Source organism: Ciceribacter sp. T2.26MG-112.2, from assembly GCF_900492205.1.
Classification (GTDB): domain Bacteria; phylum Pseudomonadota; class Alphaproteobacteria; order Rhizobiales; family Rhizobiaceae; genus Allorhizobium; species Allorhizobium naphthalenivorans_A.
In genome coordinates this window covers 545,504-563,730 of the sequence record NZ_UEYQ01000001.1, presented here as the reverse complement: position 1 = coordinate 563,730, position 18,227 = coordinate 545,504, and the positions used below count along the sequence as shown (strand labels likewise).

The 18,227-nt window shown below is 64.4% G+C and carries 13 protein-coding genes; 4 read left to right on the top strand and 9 right to left on the bottom strand.

From position 1 onward, the window contains the following. Positions 1-36: 36 nt before the first annotated feature. From DYZ14_RS02685 to DYZ14_RS02660, 6 genes are all read right to left on the bottom strand, one after another. Complete coding sequence (locus DYZ14_RS02685; RefSeq protein WP_154719221.1) at positions 37-444, bottom strand: hypothetical protein; 408 nt, start codon at positions 442-444, stop codon at positions 37-39. 78 nt (positions 445-522) lie between these two features. Further along, complete coding sequence (gene pbpC, locus DYZ14_RS02680) at positions 523-2,610, bottom strand: penicillin-binding protein 1C (protein ID WP_154719220.1); 2,088 nt, start codon at positions 2,608-2,610, stop codon at positions 523-525. Continuing rightward, positions 2,610-8,066, bottom strand: coding sequence for an alpha-2-macroglobulin family protein (locus DYZ14_RS02675; RefSeq protein WP_154719219.1), 5,457 nt, complete (start codon positions 8,064-8,066; stop codon positions 2,610-2,612). The genes pbpC and DYZ14_RS02675 overlap by 1 nt, the downstream gene beginning before the upstream one ends. 108 nt (positions 8,067-8,174) lie before the next feature. Continuing rightward, a complete protein-coding gene (locus DYZ14_RS02670; protein ID WP_154719412.1) occupies positions 8,175-9,452 on the bottom strand; it encodes a CynX/NimT family MFS transporter in 1,278 nt (425 codons plus the stop codon). A gap of 2 nt (positions 9,453-9,454) precedes the next feature. Beyond that, positions 9,455-10,132: a FadR/GntR family transcriptional regulator gene (locus DYZ14_RS02665; RefSeq protein ID WP_154719218.1), complete on the bottom strand. Its 678-nt coding sequence runs from the start codon at positions 10,130-10,132 to the stop codon at positions 9,455-9,457. 73 nt (positions 10,133-10,205) lie between these two features. After that, positions 10,206-11,129, bottom strand: coding sequence for a LysR family transcriptional regulator (locus DYZ14_RS02660; protein WP_154719217.1), 924 nt, complete (start codon positions 11,127-11,129; stop codon positions 10,206-10,208). A gap of 99 nt (positions 11,130-11,228) precedes the next feature. Between DYZ14_RS02660 and DYZ14_RS02655 the strand changes: the two genes are divergently transcribed. Then, positions 11,229-12,416: an acyl-CoA dehydrogenase gene (locus DYZ14_RS02655; protein ID WP_154719216.1), complete on the top strand. Its 1,188-nt coding sequence runs from the start codon at positions 11,229-11,231 to the stop codon at positions 12,414-12,416. 418 nt (positions 12,417-12,834) lie between these two features. Further along, positions 12,835-13,845, top strand: a complete 1,011-nt coding sequence (locus DYZ14_RS02650) for a diguanylate cyclase (protein WP_154719215.1) — start codon at positions 12,835-12,837, stop codon at positions 13,843-13,845. 32 nt (positions 13,846-13,877) lie between these two features. Here DYZ14_RS02650 and glgX read toward each other — a convergent pair whose 3' ends face one another. Next, positions 13,878-15,956, bottom strand: coding sequence for a glycogen debranching protein GlgX (glgX, locus tag DYZ14_RS02645; RefSeq protein WP_154719214.1), 2,079 nt, complete (start codon positions 15,954-15,956; stop codon positions 13,878-13,880). Positions 15,957-16,126: 170 nt separating this feature from the next. Here glgX and DYZ14_RS02640 point away from each other — a divergent pair, with 170 nt between their 5' ends. Together DYZ14_RS02640 and DYZ14_RS02635 are read left to right on the top strand one after the other, a co-directional pair. Continuing rightward, on the top strand, positions 16,127-16,315 hold the full coding sequence (locus tag DYZ14_RS02640) for a DUF3008 family protein (protein ID WP_154719411.1): 189 nt from the start codon (positions 16,127-16,129) through the stop codon (positions 16,313-16,315). A gap of 26 nt (positions 16,316-16,341) precedes the next feature. Further along, on the top strand, positions 16,342-17,124 hold the full coding sequence (locus tag DYZ14_RS02635) for an SDR family oxidoreductase (RefSeq protein WP_154719213.1): 783 nt from the start codon (positions 16,342-16,344) through the stop codon (positions 17,122-17,124). A gap of 58 nt (positions 17,125-17,182) precedes the next feature. Here DYZ14_RS02635 and DYZ14_RS02630 read toward each other — a convergent pair whose 3' ends face one another. Then, on the bottom strand, positions 17,183-17,668 hold the full coding sequence (locus DYZ14_RS02630) for an MgtC/SapB family protein (RefSeq protein WP_154719212.1): 486 nt from the start codon (positions 17,666-17,668) through the stop codon (positions 17,183-17,185). Between the two features lie 100 nt (positions 17,669-17,768). Continuing rightward, on the bottom strand, positions 17,769-18,155 hold the full coding sequence (locus tag DYZ14_RS02625; RefSeq protein ID WP_154719211.1) for a hypothetical protein: 387 nt from the start codon (positions 18,153-18,155) through the stop codon (positions 17,769-17,771). Positions 18,156-18,227 lie beyond the last annotated feature (72 nt).

The following is an 18,227-nucleotide window of genomic DNA, read 5'->3' as shown; positions in this document are numbered from 1 at the left end:
CGGCAAGCGCGTCGACCAGGGGCTGCCAGAGGGTTGTCAGAGTGAACTGCCGATCCGGGCTGTTCCGGTCTGGCCGTTGTTGCGCGTCCATTTGAGCTTGTTGTCGCTGATGCGCTCGAGTTCGAAGCACATGGGCTCGCCCTTGTACCAGGTGGTGAACTTCTGGCACAGCCGGTTGCCATCGATCCACCAGCGGCCGGTGTCGGAGGGCTTGGCCAGGCGTCCGAGGCCGAGCGCTTCGCCAGAGCCGTCCACCTGTCCGTCGAGGCGATAATTGAGCGGGAATTCGCCGCCGAAGGGGACAGCCAGATAGATCCGTTTGCCGATCACCGACTGCTTGATCTCGGCGGCGTCGTAGCGGTTCTGGTTTGCATTGGCGGGGTTTGTCAGAATGAGCGCAGAAGCAAGCGCCGCAAACACCATGATCGTCTTTGCTGTCGTCATCTTTCCGGTCTCCCTGGAGGTTCCAAGCCTGGTCCGTTCAAAGATACGCAGTGCGCGCAGCCCTGGATCAGCCTGAGATCAGGGGTTTCGTATGAAAATCCCGACGCTCGCTGCCCGGCCGGCGGCGTCGATCACGGTCAGCGTCGAATAGCCGGAGCCTTCCGGCGTCCAGTCGCTGGTGCGCCGCCTCGTCGGTTCGGCGAGCGGCTTGCCATTGGCGAGCCAGCGGAACGGTGCGCGCCCGGCCTGCAGCTTGAGGATCAACGGCAGGGCCGTGCCGTCCGGCGCGGTGCCGAGTTCCACATGCGCGCCCTCTGGAGGATAGACGATCTGTGGTGGCTTTTCCCGCGCGGATGCCGAGATGAGGCCGTTCGCCTGCATGGAGAACCGCCGCTGGCTGATGGGGAGCTCGGCCTGGGCGATGCGGGCAGCGCCACGGGGAGCGGGTGGGAGCGCCGTGCCGGCAATGCCCGACTTGGCGAAGGCCTCGAACAGCACGGGGGCGGCCGTGGCATAGCCGGATATGCCGGGGATGGCGGCGTTGTCGGGCCGGCCGATCCACACGCCGATCACGTAACGCCCGTCGTAACCGACGGACCAGGCGTCGCGGTAGCCGTAGCTTGTGCCGGTCTTGTAGGCGATGCCGCTCTTTGGACTGCCGAGCGGCGGCAGGACGGCGGAGAGGACGTCCGCGACATTCCAGGCGGCGACGGGTTCGAACAGCGGCGGGCTGTCGATCGCTCCGGGCAGATCGCGAATGCCGTCACCGAGCCTGACCGGCTTCTCGCGGTTCGCAAGGCCGGCATAGAGCTGGACCAGATCCTTCAGCGACAGGCCGACCCCGCCGAGCGCAATCGCAAGGCCCGGCGCTTCGGCCGTCGGCAGGCGCGGCGTCACCTCGGCGCGGCGTAGGCGCGCCATCAGCTTGGTCGGGCCGAGTGCATCGAGAAGACGAACGGCCGGCACGTTGAGCGACAATTGCAGCGCCTGACGGACCGACACGTCACCCTGGTAGGTCATGTCGAAATTCTTCGGGCGGTAGCCGAAGAAGTCGGCAGGGCGGTCCTCGACGATGGTCTCCTGGGCGACGAGGCCCTCTTCGAAGGCGAGGCCATAGATGAAGGGTTTCAGCGTCGAGCCCGGCGAGCGGCTCTGGCGCGTCATGTCGATCCAGCCGGAGCGCGAGGCGTCGAAATAGTCGGCGGCGCCGACTTCGGCAAGGATTTCGCCGGTCTCCGCATCAGCCATCATCAGGGCGAGCGAAACTTTGGGGTCGAGCTTGGCCGAGGCATGCAGCGCGACGGTCTCCAGCCTCTGCTGGATGTCTGCGTTCAACGTCGTTTCGTGGCGCTCGGCCGTTGGCTCCCTTTTGCGCGCGGCTTCCGCCAAATGTGCGGCCAGTGCCGGCAACTGCGCACGCCGGGTCGGAACGGCACTTGCCCCGGCGCGGGCGATCTCGGTCGCGTCGAGCACACCGGCCGTCTGCATGCGCTCGAGAACACGGTGACGGGAGGCTTCGGCCGCGGCCGGATGGCGATCGGGCCTGCGACGTTCCGGCAGCTGCGGCAAGGCGACGAGCAGGGCGGCCTCCGCCACCGAAAGACGGCGCGGCTCCTTGCCGAAATAGGCAAGGCTTGCGGCCCGTACGCCTTCGAGATTGCCCCCATAGGGCGCGAGCGTCAGATAGAGATCGAGGATTTCCGCCTTGCCGAGGCGCCGCTCGATCTGGATCGCCCGGGCGATCTGGATGAGCTTGGCGGCGATCGACCGCTCCCGCCGCGGCTCGATCAGGCGTGCCACCTGCATGCTGATGGTCGAGCCGCCGGAGATGATGCGGCCATTGGAGACGAGCTGGAGCGCTGCGCGGCCGAGGGCAATAACATCCACCCCGGCATGCTCCTCGAAGCGCCGGTCTTCATAGGCGATCAGCATTTTGAGGAACTGCGGATCGACATCCGCTGCATGTGTCCGCAACCGCCAAAGCCCGTCCCGCGTGGCAAAGGCGCGCAACAGCCGTCCGTCGCGATCCACCACTTCCGCAGAGACGCTTGCGGCGCCTTCCAGCGGCGGAGGGAACGCATGGTCGGCCCAGAGAAGGCCGGCGACCAGCACGCCCGCCAGGGAAGCGGCGAGGGTGCCGATGCCGATGGTTCGAACCAGCCTCATTATTCCGCTGCCACGACCTCCATACGTCCCGTCGCCGTGCGGGCGAAGAATTGCGGGCGATACATGTCCTCGACATGGGCGGCGGGGTGGTCATAGACGCCCGGCGTCACCGCGCGGACCACATAGGCCAGCGTGATCGCATCGTTCTCACCCTTGTTCCGGCTGATCGCCGCGACGAAGCGGTCGTTGCGGAATTCGAGATGGGCGGTTTCGGTCTCGCCGATCCAGTCGAAATTGGCGAGCTTGGCGCTGTCGACGAGGCTCGGATTGTCGATCTCGAAGCCGGCCGGCAGAAGGTCGGTGATCAGCAGTTCGGCCGGCCATTCGTCGGTTTCGGTGACTTCGAGCACGACGACGTAGCGCTCGTTCTGGCTGGCCTCGCTGACATTGGCCTCCTCGCCGTCGAGCGTGTAATAGCCGCGGGCGATGGTGAAGCCTTCTTCGGTTGCCGGCAGAGGCACGCTCGGTGCGGCGACCGTCGTCACGGATGCCGTCAGCGGATCGCTGCTCTTGTTGGTCAGCGTGACCGGGTGTTGAAGCAGCGCGTCGCCGGAAATGCTGGCGCGGTAGCCGCCGCTGTGATCGGCGCCGTTGACCTCCACGCTGATCCCATCGTCACCCTGGTCGAGCGCGCGGGCGGCGAGCAGCGCCCAGGTCTGTTCCTGGGTGCTGAGATAACGCTTCTCGCGCAGTTCCGCACTCACCACCTTGGCCAGCATGGGCACGATCGGCGGCACGGGCCGGCTTTCGGCGGCGAGCGCCAGGACGGCGGCGGCGTCGCGCAAGGACGAGCCGTAGTCCGAGCGGTTCAGGCTGACCTTGTGGATGCGGGCTTCTTCCGACATGCCGGCGGCATCGAGGAAGACGGCGCGCGAGCGTTCGGCATCGCCGTAAAGGGCGAGGGCGGCTGCCAGATGCGCCTTGGACAGCGGCGTCGGGAACTCGCCGAGCATCGTGTCGGCATAGTAGCGCAGGTCGCTGATCGCGGCCTTTCGGTTCCGCGCGAGCACGTAGAGCGAATAGGCGATCTCGTTGCCGCGGTCCTTGATGTTGGTGTCGTAGCCGATGCGGTTCTGCAGGTTTTCCAGTGCCTGCACCATGGCCTCGTCCGGCACGTCGAATTTCTGTTCGCGCGCCCGGGTCAGGAAGTCGCTGACATAGGCGTCGAGCCAGAGGTCGTCATAGCCCGGCGCCCAGAGGCCGAAACTGCCGCTCGACGACTGGTAGGACAGCACGCGGTAGACCGCATCCTGGACACGCTTCTTGATTTCGGCATCGGCGGGCAGGCCGGAGCCGGACTGCAGCTCGTCGAAATAGACGAGCGGAAGCGCACGGCTGGTAGTCTGCTCGGCGCAGCCATAGGGGTAGCGGTCAAGGCTCATCATCAGCGCCGGGATGTCGAAACCCTCGGCGCGCGAGACGTTCAGACTGACCGAAGCGTCCTGCAACAGGCTGTCGGCCAGAAGGTCGCCGTCGACGGTCAGGCTGCGGCCGGCGGCCAGATTGATGATCCGGCGTTCGGTGACTGGCAGCGAGGATGGCCTGACCGGGACGATCAACTGCTGGTCGAGCGAAATCCCATCGCCACCGGAAAGCGCGATGTCGATGGTGCCCTGACCAGGCTGCACGCCGGTCAGCGGCAGGGTCACCGTGGTCTTGCCGCCGGCTTCCAGGCTGATCGTCTGCGTGGCATCGCCCGCGTCGACTGAGACCGGATCGCTCGGCGTGACCGCCAGCGTGTATTCGCCGGCGGGGGCGTCTGTCGCGACGATGTCGAGCCTCAAGGCGCTGACGTCGCCCGGGGCGAGGAAGCGCGGCAGGCTCGCGGTAACCACGATCGGATCGCGGATGATCACATCCGTCTGGGCGTGGCCGACACCTGTCTTCGACCAGGCGACAGCCATGATGCGGGCCGTGCCGTTGAACTGCGGAATGTCGAAGCTGACGGTCGCCTTGCCTTCGGTATCCAGCTTCACCGGACCGGAGAAGAAGGCGACGAGTTTTTCCTTCGGCGGATTGCCTTGAAGCGGCATTTCGGCGCCGTCACCGCCGGTGCGCAACTTGCCCGTCGCACCGAGCGAACCGTCGATCAGGCGGCCATAGAGGTCGCGCATCTCGATGCCCAGGCGGCGCTGGCCGAAATACCAGCTCTCCGGATCGGGCCCTTCATAGCGCGTCAGGTTGAGGATGCCGACATCGACGGCGGCAACCATGACATAGGCTTCCTCGCCGATGCCGGCTCCGGCCACCTCGATCGGGATCTCAAGGGCCTGGCGCGGCAGGGTCTTTTCCGGGGGCGATAGCTTGATCGCCAGCTTGTCGGCGCCGGGATCGACCGCCAGCCAGGTGACGCCGATCGCGCGCATCGGCATGCGGCTTTCCTGGGCCTCGCCGGGACGGAACAGGGTGGCGGTGACATAGGCGCCGGGGCCGAAATCGGCGGTGATCGGGATTTCGACCTCGCCGCCGCCGACCGGAATGCTGGCGGTCTTCGCGGTCACCAGCGTGTCGGTGCCGACGGTCAGCAGCAGTTCGCCGGCAAAGCGCGGAGAGACCTTGAGCTTGGCCATGTCGCCGACCTTGTAATTCTCCTTGTCGAGGCCGATTTCCAGCGCGTCGGGCGTTTCGGTCGAGCTGGCCTCGACGAACCAGCCGGCGTCGAATTCGACGCTGGTGGCAGCGCCGCCGGCGCTCGCCTGTTCGATCTCGAGGCGATAGCGGCCCCAGGTGACGGGCACGGCTATTTCCGCGCCGTCGCTTTCGATGTCCACCGTCCCGTCGGACACCTGCTTGGTGGTGACGATCGGTTCATAGCGCCAGGACGAGCCCTCGCGATACCACTGGTAGTTCCGTTCCAGGCTGACGAGTTTCCACCTGGCGCCGGCCAGCGCCTGCTTTTCCCCGTCGGGGCCGACGGCGATGACATGGAAGCGGCCGGTGGAGTTCTCGGCGAGGTCGCCGGTGAATTCCGGCTTCACGCCGATCATCGCCCCTTCGGGACGGACGGGCAGGGTGAGCTTGCGCTCGACGGCCCGGCCACCGCCTTCGACCATACGCAGCACGATCTCGGCTTCCAGCATCTGCGTGGTCGACGGCAGTTCGCTGATGTCGACGTCGAAGCTGGTCTTGCCGTCCTCGTCGAGCGGTTCGAGTGCCTCAAGCGGGATGCGGGTCTCCTCGCTCTGCTCCTCGTCGGCGAGGCCGAAGACATAGCGTTCGAAGGCCGGGCTCGTGCGGGTCGGGCGGATGTTCACCTCGCCCTCGAGCATCAGGCCGGCCGCCGGAGCGCCATAGAGATAGCGGCCGTCGACGGAAACCGGAACGGCAACGCCGGGCTCGACGCTCGTGGTGACGCTGGTGATGTCGAATTCCAGCCGGTCCGGCACGAAGTCGTCGACCAGGAAACCCTTCTGGGCGATCGGTTCCTTCTTCGGATCGGTGTGGATGTTGATCGTCCAGGTGCCGCGCATGGCGTCGGCCAGCAGCGGAAGATCGGCGGAATAGCCGCCGAGCGTTTCGCTGGTCACCACCATGCGGCGGAATTCGACGCCGTCGGGGCGGTTGAAGATGAAGGTCAGCGGCAGGCTTTCGATCGCGTCTGCCTCGGTGTCGCGCGACAGGGCTGCCGCATGCACGGTTTCGCCGGGGCGGTAGATGCCGCGCTCGGTCCAGGCGAGCACGTCAATGGCGCCGGGCGCCGGACGTCCGGTGACGCCGCGGTCCGACAGATCGAAGCCGGCGCGGGTCATGTCGAGGAAGACGTTGTCGTCCTCGCCCTTGCGAGCGACGATCACGGCCGGGGCAAGGGCTGCCCTGGCGCGCATCAGGCCTGCGTCGAAGCGGGCGCGGCCGTCGGCATCGGTGCGGGCCGTCGCCAGGATCTCGTTATTCTTGGCGATCAGCTGCAGATCGACATCGGCAAACGGTGCGGCGCTTGCCAGCGAGCGGGCAAAGACATGCAGGCCATCGGTGCCGGCAAAGGTCGAGAGCCCGATGTCGGAGACCACGAACCATTGGGTGGCCCGGGTATTCCAGTCTTCGCTGGTGGCATTGGCGACGGCTGCGGTCATCACGTAGATGCCGGGGCGGCGCTTCGGCAGTGCCTCGTCGACCGGGAAGCTGGTGATCACGTCCTTGTTGAGTTCGCTGGCAATGTCGATCGTGCCCTGCCAGATCAGTTCCCCGCTTTCGCTTTCGATGCGGTCGGCGCCATAGCCGTCGAGTTGGGTGAGGAACTGCGAGGCGGCCAGCAGGGGAGCGACATTGCGGTCGCCGATCCGATAGAGCTCCAGCTTGGCGCTCTCGGTGTTGACGGAGACGATCGGAATTCCGCGCCGGGCGGTCGACGGCAGGACGAAATTGTCGCCGGTGAAGCGCACGGCGGCCGAGCGATCCTTCACATAAACTTCGAGATCGACCTGGGCTTCGAGGTTCTCCTCGACGGAGGAAGGCAGGCCTGCACGCAGCGCCAGCTTGTAGCGCTGGCCGTGGGTCAGGCCCTCGACGCAGATCTGATTGTCCTTTGCGTCGACGGCCTTGGGAGCCGAACCGTCGAGCGTGACGAAGGGCGTATAGTCCACGCCGCGCTTGACCAATGGATCGGAGAATTCGACGCAGGCGCGCGGCGTCAGGCTGTCGGCATCGACCGTGTGGCTGACGACGCGGAAGCCCTTGCGGGCGCGCAGGTCGTTATAGGCGGCCTGCACGGTCTTGGCAGTCACCAGTTCAAGGCTGGCCTTGTAGGCACTGAGCGCGCCGCGGTAGTTTTCCGAGTTCTCCAGCCCCTTGGCGAGTACGGCCAGCGCATCGGCGCGCGCCTGGGTGGAGCGGGTGAGCAGAAAACCGTTGAGCGCGGCAAGTACGCCCTGGCCGGTCACTTCGCTGTTGCCCGTGACGGAATTGGCGGCGCGGGCGACCTCGATCCATAGCGCAGGATCCTCGGGGGTCAAGGCGAGAGCGCCCTTGAAGGCGTGGAGGGCGCCCTCGTAATTGCCGGCAAACAGGGCTTGCCGGCCCTGGTCGAGTAATGCGTTGTGGCCAAAGCCCTGCTGGTCTTCGCTAAGGCTTAGGCCTGCGCGCTGCTGGCGGGCATCTTCCATCAACTGGTCGGACACTAAATCGGGCCGCTGGGGTGCGCCGATATCGGGTTCCGCGCCCTGCTCGATGATGCGCCCGGCAACGGCACCGGCGAAGGTATTCAGCTGGTTGAAATCGGATTTCAGGAAGCACCACTTCACCTTGGGATTATAGGTGAAGGCCCGGCATTCCTGGTCGGCGATGCAGCTCGACTGGCACTGGGCGAGCGAGACGTTCTGTTCGGTCCGGAGGTCGAACCCAAAATAGTCGCCGTCGCGGGTGGTGACGACGCTGCGTCCGCCGGCGGAAAGCGCGGGTGGCGCGAGCGCCAGAAGGCCAAACAAGAGTGCGGTGAAACCGTTGGACCTGCGCCTGGACATGATGTCCCTCCCACGCTCGAGCATTTCAGCGGAGAATACTCTTCGTCCATAACAGGCGCTTGTCAATCACAGCCGATGACGCGCTGTGCGCCCCGACACAGGCGTTGGTCAGGCTGCGTTCTGGATGGTCTTGACGTCGACGTGCAAGGCGCGCCCCGCTCCCCAGCCGTTGATCGCGGCGCCTAAGCCGAAGGCGACGAAGACGATGGACGTGGCGGCGAAACTGCCGGTCCAGTCGCGGATGAGACCGACCAATAGCGGCGCGATCGCAGCCAGCGTATAGCCGACAAATTGGGCCATGCCGGACAGGTGGGCTGCGACATGCTGGTCAGGCGAGCGCAGCACGACGGCGGTGAGCGCCACCGCGACCAGACCACCCTGGCCGATGCCCTGAAGCACGGCAAAGGGCCAGACGGTCCAGAGGGGTGCAAACAGAAGGCCGAGCAGGCCGATGACGGCGATCGCGGCCAGTGCGACATGGACCACGCGCTGGTCCTTGCCGCGAACGGCAATCTGCGGCGAGACAATGCAGGAGGCGGCCTGGACCATGACCGACAGCGAAACGATCGCGCCGGCCGTGACGCCGTCAATGCCGCGATCGCGAAGGATCGGCACCAGCCAGCCGAAGACGCAGTAGGCGAGCGCCGATTGCAGGCCCATGAACAGGGTGACCTGCCAGGCCAGCTTGTCGCGCCAAAGGCCCTCGACGCGAAAACTGGTCTTTGCCGGTTTCGCCCTGCTGCCGAGGGCCTGGGGTAGCCAGATCAGCCCGACGACGGCGGCGGGAAGCGCCCAGATCGCCAGGGCAGCGCCGAGCGAGCCGCCGACGGCGGTCTCGATCGGCAGCGTCAGGCCCGCCGCGCCTGCCGCGCCGGCACAGAGCGCCATGGTGTAGAAGCCGGTCATCAGCGCGGCCTTGTCGGGAAAGTCCCGCTTGACCAGGCCGGGCAGAAGGACATTGCCGATGGCGATGCAGGCCCCGGCAAGGGCGGTGCCGAGGAAGAGCAGCGGAACGGAATGGAAGCCACGCAGTGCGGTACCGAGCGCGAGCAGGGCCACGGCGGCCAAGAGGGTGCGCTCCGCGCCGAGGCGTCCGGCAAGCCGAGGCGCAAGTGGCGAGAACAGGCCGAGGCAGGCGACCGGAACGGTCGTCAGGAGGCTCGCGCCCGCGGCCGAAAGGCCGAGTTCGGAGCGGATTTCCGGCAGCAGGGCCGAGGCGCTGGAAAACAGCGGACGAAGGTTGAAGGCGATCAGTACCAGGCTGACGCCAAGCAGCAGGCGTGCGAGCGGGCTCATCGAAGCGGTGGGCGGCGCCTCGGGCGGCATGTCCTCGGCGTCGATCAGGAGTTCATCGCCCAGGTCGAGCGCTTTGGTCTGTTCCGTCATGGTCACGTGCCGGTCTTTCCGTCGAGGAAGGCGAAAACCGGTGCCATGAAGCGGCGCACCGCTGCATCGGCCTTGTCCGGGTCGCCGGTTTCAATCGCATCGACGATCGCCAGATGGGCGGCCATGTCGGGTTCGGGAAGTTCGCCGCCGGTCGTCGCCTGGATCGTTTCCGCGATCGATGCGGAGAAGAAATCGAAAAGTTCGACCAGGGCACAGTTTGCCGACGCGGCGATCACCGCCTTGTGGAAGGCGAGGTCGCGGGCGATGAAACTCTTCCTGTCGCAGGCATCGGAATTTCCGCGCTGGGCGAGCAGGGCGCGCAGCCGGGCGATCGTCGCCGGGCTTGCCCGCCTTGCAGCAAGCCGGGCGGCCTCGACGTCGAGCGCGCAGCGGGCCTCGAAGCGGTCGCGAAGGCTCGCATGGCGGGCGGCGTCCAGCGTGCGGCCGCCGTCTGCTGCGGAGCGGACATAGGTGCCGGACCCCTGCAGCACTTCGAGCAGACCCTGAGAGGCAAGGACCCGGACGGCCTCGCGGACAGTTCCGCGGCTGACGCCAAGCGTGGCGGACAGGGTCGCTTCGTTCGGCAGGCGCGAACCGACAGCGAAACGTCCGGAGATGATCTCGGCGCGAATGGCTTCGGTCGCCGTGTCGGCGAGGCTGGTCTTGTGAACAGGTTTCATGCCAAATAGATTAAATCATCGGATGACTTTGACAAGTGGAATGTTCACCGCAGGCGGCTTGGCCTTCACACGGTCAGCCGGGGGTGCCGTCGCTCGACGCGTTGAATTCCCGCACCTGCCCCAGCAGCCAATTGGAAAAGGCGGTGGCTGGCTGGTAGGCCATCTTCGACAGCGGGCGGACAAGATAATAGGCGCTGGCGCTCTTCACCTCGTGGTTCCAGGCGCGCACTAGTTGACCGCTCGCCAGTTCCGGCTCGATCAGGAAGGTCGGCACCAGCGCGATGCCGAGGCCGGCAAGGCAGGCCTGGACCACGTTGGAGAATTGTTCGAACCGCATGCCGCCGCCGCGCCCGTTGGCTATGCCGAGACTTGCGAACCAATGCTCCCAGGCCCGCGGGCGCGAGGCCATGTCGAACAGTGGCATGGAGAGCATGTCTTCCGGTCGCGCCACGGGGTGGTCGCGGAGAAAGGCGGGGCTGCAGACCGGCACCACCATTTCCTGCATGAGAAACTGGCAATCGGTGCCGGGCCAGTTGGGTTCGCCGATGTGGATCGCGGCATCGAGGCCGGAGGCTTCAAAGTCGAACTGGCCGATGCGGGTGGCGAAGTCGATGATGATCGAGGGGTGCTTCTGCAGGAAGTCCGGAATGCGCGGCATCAGCCAACGGGTGCCGAAGGTCGGCAGGATGGCGAGGCGCAGATGCGTGTCTTCCGCTTTCGCCATCGCCTCGAGCGACAGGGTGCGGATGGTTGCCAGCGCGTCGCCGATCCCCTTGGCATAGTCCCGGCCGATCGGTGTCAGCTCCACGCCGCGGTTGTTGCGGTCGAACAGCTTGACCCCGAGCTGGTCTTCGAGGAGGGATATCTGCCGGCTGATCGCCCCTTGCGTGAGGTTCAGCTCGTTGGCGGCGGCGGAGAAGCTGCCGAGCTTGGCGACGGAATCGAAGGCGGCGAGCGCGCTGGTCGAAGGCAGGAAGCGGCGTTGGTGGGTCAGCATTGGCTATGAATAGACCTGATAGCCACATGAGTAAACATGTCTTGCGTTCGCCTGCCGTTTCGTCAATCTATGCACCAGTTTACAGAGGATATCAGACCTATGAGCGAAATGCGGCCGTTTTCCTGGAGCGATCCATTCCTGATGGCGGAGGCGCTCTCCGAAGATGAGCGCATGATCCAGGCCTCCGCCGAGGCCTTTGCCCAGAGCGAGCTGATGCCGCGCGTCAACGAAGCCTATCTCGGCGAAACCGTTGCGCCGGAACTGTTCAAGCTGATGGGCCAGGCCGGGCTTCTCGGCGTTACGCTTCCCGAGAAGTACGGCGCCGCGGATGCGAGCTATGTGTCCTACGGCCTCGTTGCCCGCGAAGTCGAGCGCGTCGATTCCGGCTATCGCTCGATGATGAGCGTGCAGTCCTCGCTGGTCATCTATCCGATCTATGCGTATGGCTCGGAAGAGCAGAAGGACAAGTATCTGCCGGGCCTCGTTTCGGGCGAACTGATCGGCTGCTTCGGTCTGACCGAGCCGGATGCCGGCTCCGATCCGGGCGGCATGAAGACCCGTGCGGAGAAGATCGAGGGCGGCTATCGCCTGCGTGGCTCCAAGATGTGGATTTCCAATGCGCCGATTGCCGACGTCTTCGTCGTCTGGGCGAAGTCGGAGGCCCATGGCGGCGAGATCCGCGGCTTCGTGCTCGAGAAGGGCATGAAGGGTCTTTCGGCTCCGAAGATCGGCGGCAAGCTGTCGCTCAGGGCCTCGGTCACCGGTGAAATCGTCATGGACGGCGTCGAGGTGGGTGAAGATGCGATCCTGCCGGACGTCTCCGGCCTGAAAGGTCCGTTCGGCTGCCTCAATCGCGCCCGCTACGGCATTTCCTGGGGCGTCATGGGGGCTGCCGAGGATTGCTGGCACCGTGCGCGCCAATATGGTCTCGATCGCAAGCAGTTCGGCAAGCCGCTCGCCGGCATGCAGCTCTACCAGAAGAAGCTCGCCGACATGCAGACGGAAATCACGCTCGGCCTGTTCGCCTCTCTGCGCGTCGGCCGGCTGATGGACGAGCACCAGTTCGCTCCCGAAATGATCTCGCTGATCAAGCGCAACAACTGCGGCAAGGCGCTCGACATCGCCCGCCAGGCCCGCGACATGCATGGCGGCAACGGCATCCAGATCGAGTATCACGTCATGCGTCACGCGCAGAACCTGGAGACGGTCAACACCTACGAGGGCACGCACGACGTCCATGCGCTGATCCTCGGTCGGGCGCAGACCGGCATCCAGGCGTTCTTCTGAGAAAACGGCCGGAAATCGACGTTTCTCCGGGCGGCCTCAAGGCCGCCCTCTTTTTTTTTCAAAACATTGCCGTTCAGGTGCGCGGGCCAGTGGTAGCTGGGGCCGCATCTGATGATGACTGCAGCGAGCCCGTGTTCCTATTATCTGTTTTTGGATGCTCGCGCGGCATGTTATTGCGCTTTGTCAATTGTCGGCGAAATTTTCTTGTTCGCGCACGGCTTCGTGTTGCCCAGGATGTATGAAACGGCGGTTTGTTGAACTATTAGCAACGCCTTGCTGAAGATCGCGCGACGTTCCCGCCGCGACTGCCGGGCGTTTGACGGGTCCTCGGATGATCCGCCTTCACCCTGGGCACGTATCGAGCGTTCAGACGTTGATTTGCCGCCAGGACCTTGGCACGAGACCAGGAGAGACAGACATGTATGCCGTTGCCGTTTTGGATGCGGACGCCCTTGCCACATTCAGGCGTGAGCATCCCTGGCTGAGCTTTCCGGACAATGTGCGGGAAGTGTCCCTCTTCCTCGATGACAATGGAAGCCCGGTCCGTCTCACGGCCACCGCTTTGGGGACCGATGGCGCGGACTGTCCCGCCGATCCGGATGTGTTCGGCACGGAGACCGTGCTGGCCCTGATCCGCTTTGCTCCGCGCGGCAAGCCGACGACCTGGGAGAGCCCTGATGAGGCGCGGGTATGGCGTATCCTCGAGCGGCTGCCGACCAGTGACGAGATGGTCCTGGTCGATGATACGCTGGAGGCCAGTCGTCGCGTACTGCTCGATCAGGCCTATGAAATTGTCCATAAGATGACCGTCGATGCCCTTCGTGGCCTCGCCGTGTCGGCCCGATCCGGCGGTGAAAAGGATCGGCTCGAGGCGGCCGCTGTGAATGTGCCCGCCAGCTTGGACCAGGTGGCCGAGGCCCACAGGGTCCTGTTCCACGAAGTCGATCTGTGGCGGCTGGTGGCCATCTTGCGCGATGAGGCATCCTTGCCGATCGACCACGATCTGGTGGGGTCCGATGATCTGTCTGTGATCGAGCGCCTGGCCGCTGATCCGGGCGTGGCGGAGGGAACGGCGGATTCGCTGATCCAGACCATGTTCGACCTCTCGCCGGTGGCATTCTCGATTTCGACGATCGGCGAGAACAGTTCGCGCTATGTGCGCGTCAACAAGGCCTATCTCGACCTTGTCGGAAAGTCATGGGAGTCTATCCGCGGCCAGGAAATGGTGTCCTCCGGTCTGGTTATCGACAATTCCGCACGCGAGGCGCGCCTTGCCTTGCTCGATTGCGAGGGCGGCTATTCGGGTGAACGGGCAGATATCCGCAATGCCGCCGGAGAGCCTGTTCCCGTGCTGATTTCGGCCCGACGAATGAAGCTGGCCGGCAAGCTCTACGACTTCGAAGTGATTGCAGAGGCCTCGCATCCATAGAAAGGTGGGCGGCACTCGCCGCCCACGGCTTGTCAGACGCGGTACAACAGGGCGAGTGAACGTGGCGCAAGGGTCAGGTCATGACCCTCCGCGACGATGTCGCCGTGGCCATTCGGGTCGACCGTCGTCAAAGCGAGCCGCCAGTCACCACCGCTTGTCTTCGGCAGTCTGAAGGTCATATCCGCATCGACAGGGTTGAACAGAATGAGAATTTCGCTCCAGACCCCTTCGATTTCGGCCAGGTCATCGCGCCCGAGCTTCAAGGCAAGGGGATTTCCGTCGAGCCAATGCTCGGGACGCTGAGATCCTCCCTTCACGTTGAACCAGTCGATCGCCATTCCATCGCGCCAGCTTGCGCGACGCAGCAATGGCTGCTGCTTTCGGAGGGCAATCAGGCGGCGGGTGAAATCGCGCAGCGCTTCGCAGCCTTCCGGCAGGTTTTCCCAATGCAGCCAACTGATTTCGCTGTCCTGGCAGTAGCCGTTGTTGTTGCCCATTTGCGACCGGCCGAATTCGTCGCCTGCGAGCAGCATCGGCGTCCCGTGCGAGAAGAGCAGCGTCGCCAGAAAATTGCGCTTCTGCCGCGCGCGAAAAGCGTTGATGCCTTCGTCTTCCGTCGGGCCTTCGACGCCGTAGTTGTGGCTGCGGTTGTCGTTGTGGCCGTCATTGTTGTCTTCGCCGTTGGCCTCGTTGTGCTTGCCGTCATAGGAGACGAGATCGTTGAGGGTGAAGCCGTCATGGGCGGTGATGAAGTTGATGCTGGACCAAGGGCGACGTCCGCGCAGATCGTAGATGTCGCCTGAACCCAATAGACGGGCAGCGAAATCCGGTGCGCAATTATCCCCGTTCAGCCAGTAGTCCCGGGTCGAGTCGCGGTACTTGTCGTTCCACTCCGCCCAGCCGGGCGGGAAACCGCCGACCTGATAGCCGCCGGGACCGATGTCCCACGGCTCGCCGATCAACTTGACCTTCGACAGAACCGGATCCTGCGTGACGGCATCGAAAAAGCCCCCGCGCTGGTCGAAACCCTCAGGCTCGCGCCCAAGGATCGTGCCGAGGTCGAAGCGAAAACCGTCGACATGCATTTCTTCGGCCCAGTAGCGCAGGCTGTCCATCACCATCTGCAGCACGCGCGGATGGGAAGTGTTGACGGTGTTTCCGGTGCCGGTGTCGTTGATGTAATAACGGTGATTGTCGGGCAGGGTGCGGTAGTAGGAGAAATTGTCGATGCCCTTGAAGGACAGCGTCGGCCCGAGTTCATTGCCCTCGGCGGTGTGGTTGTAGACGACGTCCAGGATGACTTCGATCCCCGCATCGTGGAAGGCGCGCACCATGTCTCTGAAGCCGGTCAGGCCTTTTGGGCCATAATAGCGCGTCGCCGGGGCAAAGAAGCCGATCGTGTTGTAGCCCCAATAGTTTCGCAGGCCCTTTTCCAGAAGGTGACTGTCATCAGGAAAGGCATGGATCGGCAGGAGTTCGACCGAGGTGATTCCGAGGCTCTTCACATAGTCGACGGCGGCCTTGTGGCCCAGGCCCTCGAATGTGCCGCGCAAGTCTTGCGGGATGGCCGGGTTGAGCTTGGTGAAGCCCTTCACATGTGTTTCGTAGACGATGGTATCCGCCCAGTGGATGTTGGGGGAACCATTGTATTCGCGACTGATCCGTGGATCGATGACCCTGCACTTCGGCATGTCCGAACCGTTGTCCAGCGTGCTGAAGGACAGGTCCTTCTCGCCACTGTCGATATCGTAGCCGAAATGCCCCTTGGTCCAGGTGATGTCGCCAACGATCTCTCGCCCATAGGGGTCAAGCAGAAGCTTGTTCGGATTGAAGCGGTGGCCGTTGGCGGGGTCATAGGGGCCGTGGACGCGGTAACCGTAGAGCATGCCGGGCTTGATGCCCGGCAGGTAGCCGTGCCAGACCTCGTTCGTATATTCCGGTAGGTCGACGCGGGCGATCTCGGTCTTGCCGTCCTCGTCGTAGAGGCAGAGCTCGACCCGCTCGGCATGCGCCGAGAAGAGCGCAAAGTTGGTGCCCTCTCCGTCGAAACGCGCGCCGAGTGTGTGGAATTCGCCGGGCTCCACTGCGAAATTCGTGCTGCGGGCATCCATCGTGATTTTCCTTTGGCGGAGAGAGGAGTGCGAGATCGCGCCTCTCAATTCCGCAGTGCGGCATTTTGTTCCCTCCGCCTCGAAAGAGGGGAGGGATGCCGGAACTTTGTTGCGGCGACAGGGTTGATCGGGTGGTCGCGCAGCACGCGCGTGGCAAAGAGGAGATCGACATGCCGGCAAAATCCAAGGCGCAGCAAAAGGCCGCGGGCGCGGCGCTTTCTGCCCAGCGAGGCGAAACGAAAAAGAGTGAGCTGAAGGGGGCCTCAAGGGACATGGCCAAGTCCATGACCGAAGACGAACTCGAAGAGCTCGCTTCCATCAAACGCAAGGGCAAGCCGGAACACGTTTCCGGCAGATAGACGGCGATCAGAACCAGGGGGACGAGATGGAGTTTCACGGCAAGGTGGCGCTGGTGACAGGCGCCGGTTCGGGCATCGGCAAGGCTTCGGCAATGATGTTTGCCGCGCGCGGCGCCTTCGTCGGCCTTCTGGGCCGAACCGAGGACGAATTGCAGGAGGTCCTGCTCGCCATCCAGACGGCGGGCGGCGAGGGGCGAGTTCTTGTCGCCGACATCAGCGATGAGACAGCGATGCGTGATGCCGTCGAAGGCCTGTGGTCGGCCGCGGGGCGTCTGGACATGGTCGTTGCCAATGCCGGCATCAATGGCACCTGGGCACCCATCGATGAACTGAGACCGGAAGAATTCGACCAGACGATTTCGGTCAATCTGCGCGGCACTTACCTCACGCTGCACCATGCGGTGCCGAAGCTCAAGAAAACGGGTGGTGGGTCGATCGTCGTCGTGTCGTCGATCAATGGGACCCGGACCTTCACGTCGCCGGGGGCGACGGCCTATTCCGCCACAAAGGCGGCCCAACTCGCCATGGTGCAACAATTGGCGCTGGAACTCGGGGATGACCACATCCGGATCAACGCGGTCTGTCCCGGTGCCATTTCCACGTCGATTGATGACAACACCCAGATCCGCAGTCGCGAGGATACCGAGGTTCCCGTTCATTTTCCGGAGGGCGATATTCCGCTGACGGGGGGAAAACCGGGGGAGGCTGCTGACGTGGCCGAGGTCATTGCGTTCCTCGTCTCCGACCGCGCGCGGCATATCACCGGTACGCCGGTCTGGATCGACGGTGGCCAGAGTCTGTTGCGCTGAAAACGCCAAGCCTGACGACCGTCGAAGAGTGCCCGAACTTCGGCTTTCTACTTTAGCGTTAGTCGGCGTCGTTCGGCGCAATGAGCGCGCCGAGCCCCTGAAGAAGCCAGAGCACGATGAGGGCCATGGCTGTGGCAACCAGGCTGACATGCCAGAAGCCGAGGCCTGCGGAAAGACCGATCGCGCCGGAAAACCATAGGCCGGCACCGGTCGTGAGGCCGCGAACCTCTCCCTTGGAGAATACGATCATGCCGGCTGCCAGGAACGCGACGCCAGCGGTGATGGCCTCGATCAGGCGAAGCGGATCGACGCGGGCCGACTGGCCCTGGAACGCGGAATGATGGGCGATCTCGATGGTGAGGATGGCGACGATGGCGCTGGAAAGGCAGACCAGGATATGGGTGCGAAGCCCCGCGGCCGTATTCTTGCGCTCGCGTTCGAAGCCGATCGCTGCGCCACAGACCATGGCGATCAGCAGCCTCATGACGATTACCGAGAGTGGCAAGGTGGTCTGCGTGGCGAAATAGGGATCGAGTTCCGGCATGGGCGGGTTCCTGCAGGGGGACGCATGGCTGTCGCCTTGAAACGGTAGAGGACGCGTCGGCGGTGCCGACACGTCCTTTCGTCATTCGTCGAGGCGCGCCTTAATGGCGATTGGCGCCGGCGGTCGAGGAATAGGTCGCCGAAACCGGGTCGCTGGCGGGGAAGGTATCGATCAGGCCTTCGTCGACCTGCGATTCCAGTTCCGATTCGTCCTGAGCGCGACGGGCGCTGAGCACGGCGTCGGACACCGTTTCGTCGCCGTCCTGCGACGGCGCGCGTTCATGGCCCTTTGCCGTGTTTCCGTCGAAGGAGCCGACCTGCACCAGCAGGGCACGCGCCTTTTCAAGTGCGTTGTCACGGCTCAGTTCGCCGCTCTGGCCCTGTTTCATCCGCACCGAGACGACTTCGCCACCGTCACCGACGAATTCGACGGTAAAGCCGGGCACGCCGCCCATGTCTTCGTGAATCTGTGTATCAATGATCTGCATGGCAGTTCTCCATCTTGGCAATCCGGAGAAGAACGCCTGGATGGTCGACAGGTTCCATCGGCAGTCGACGAT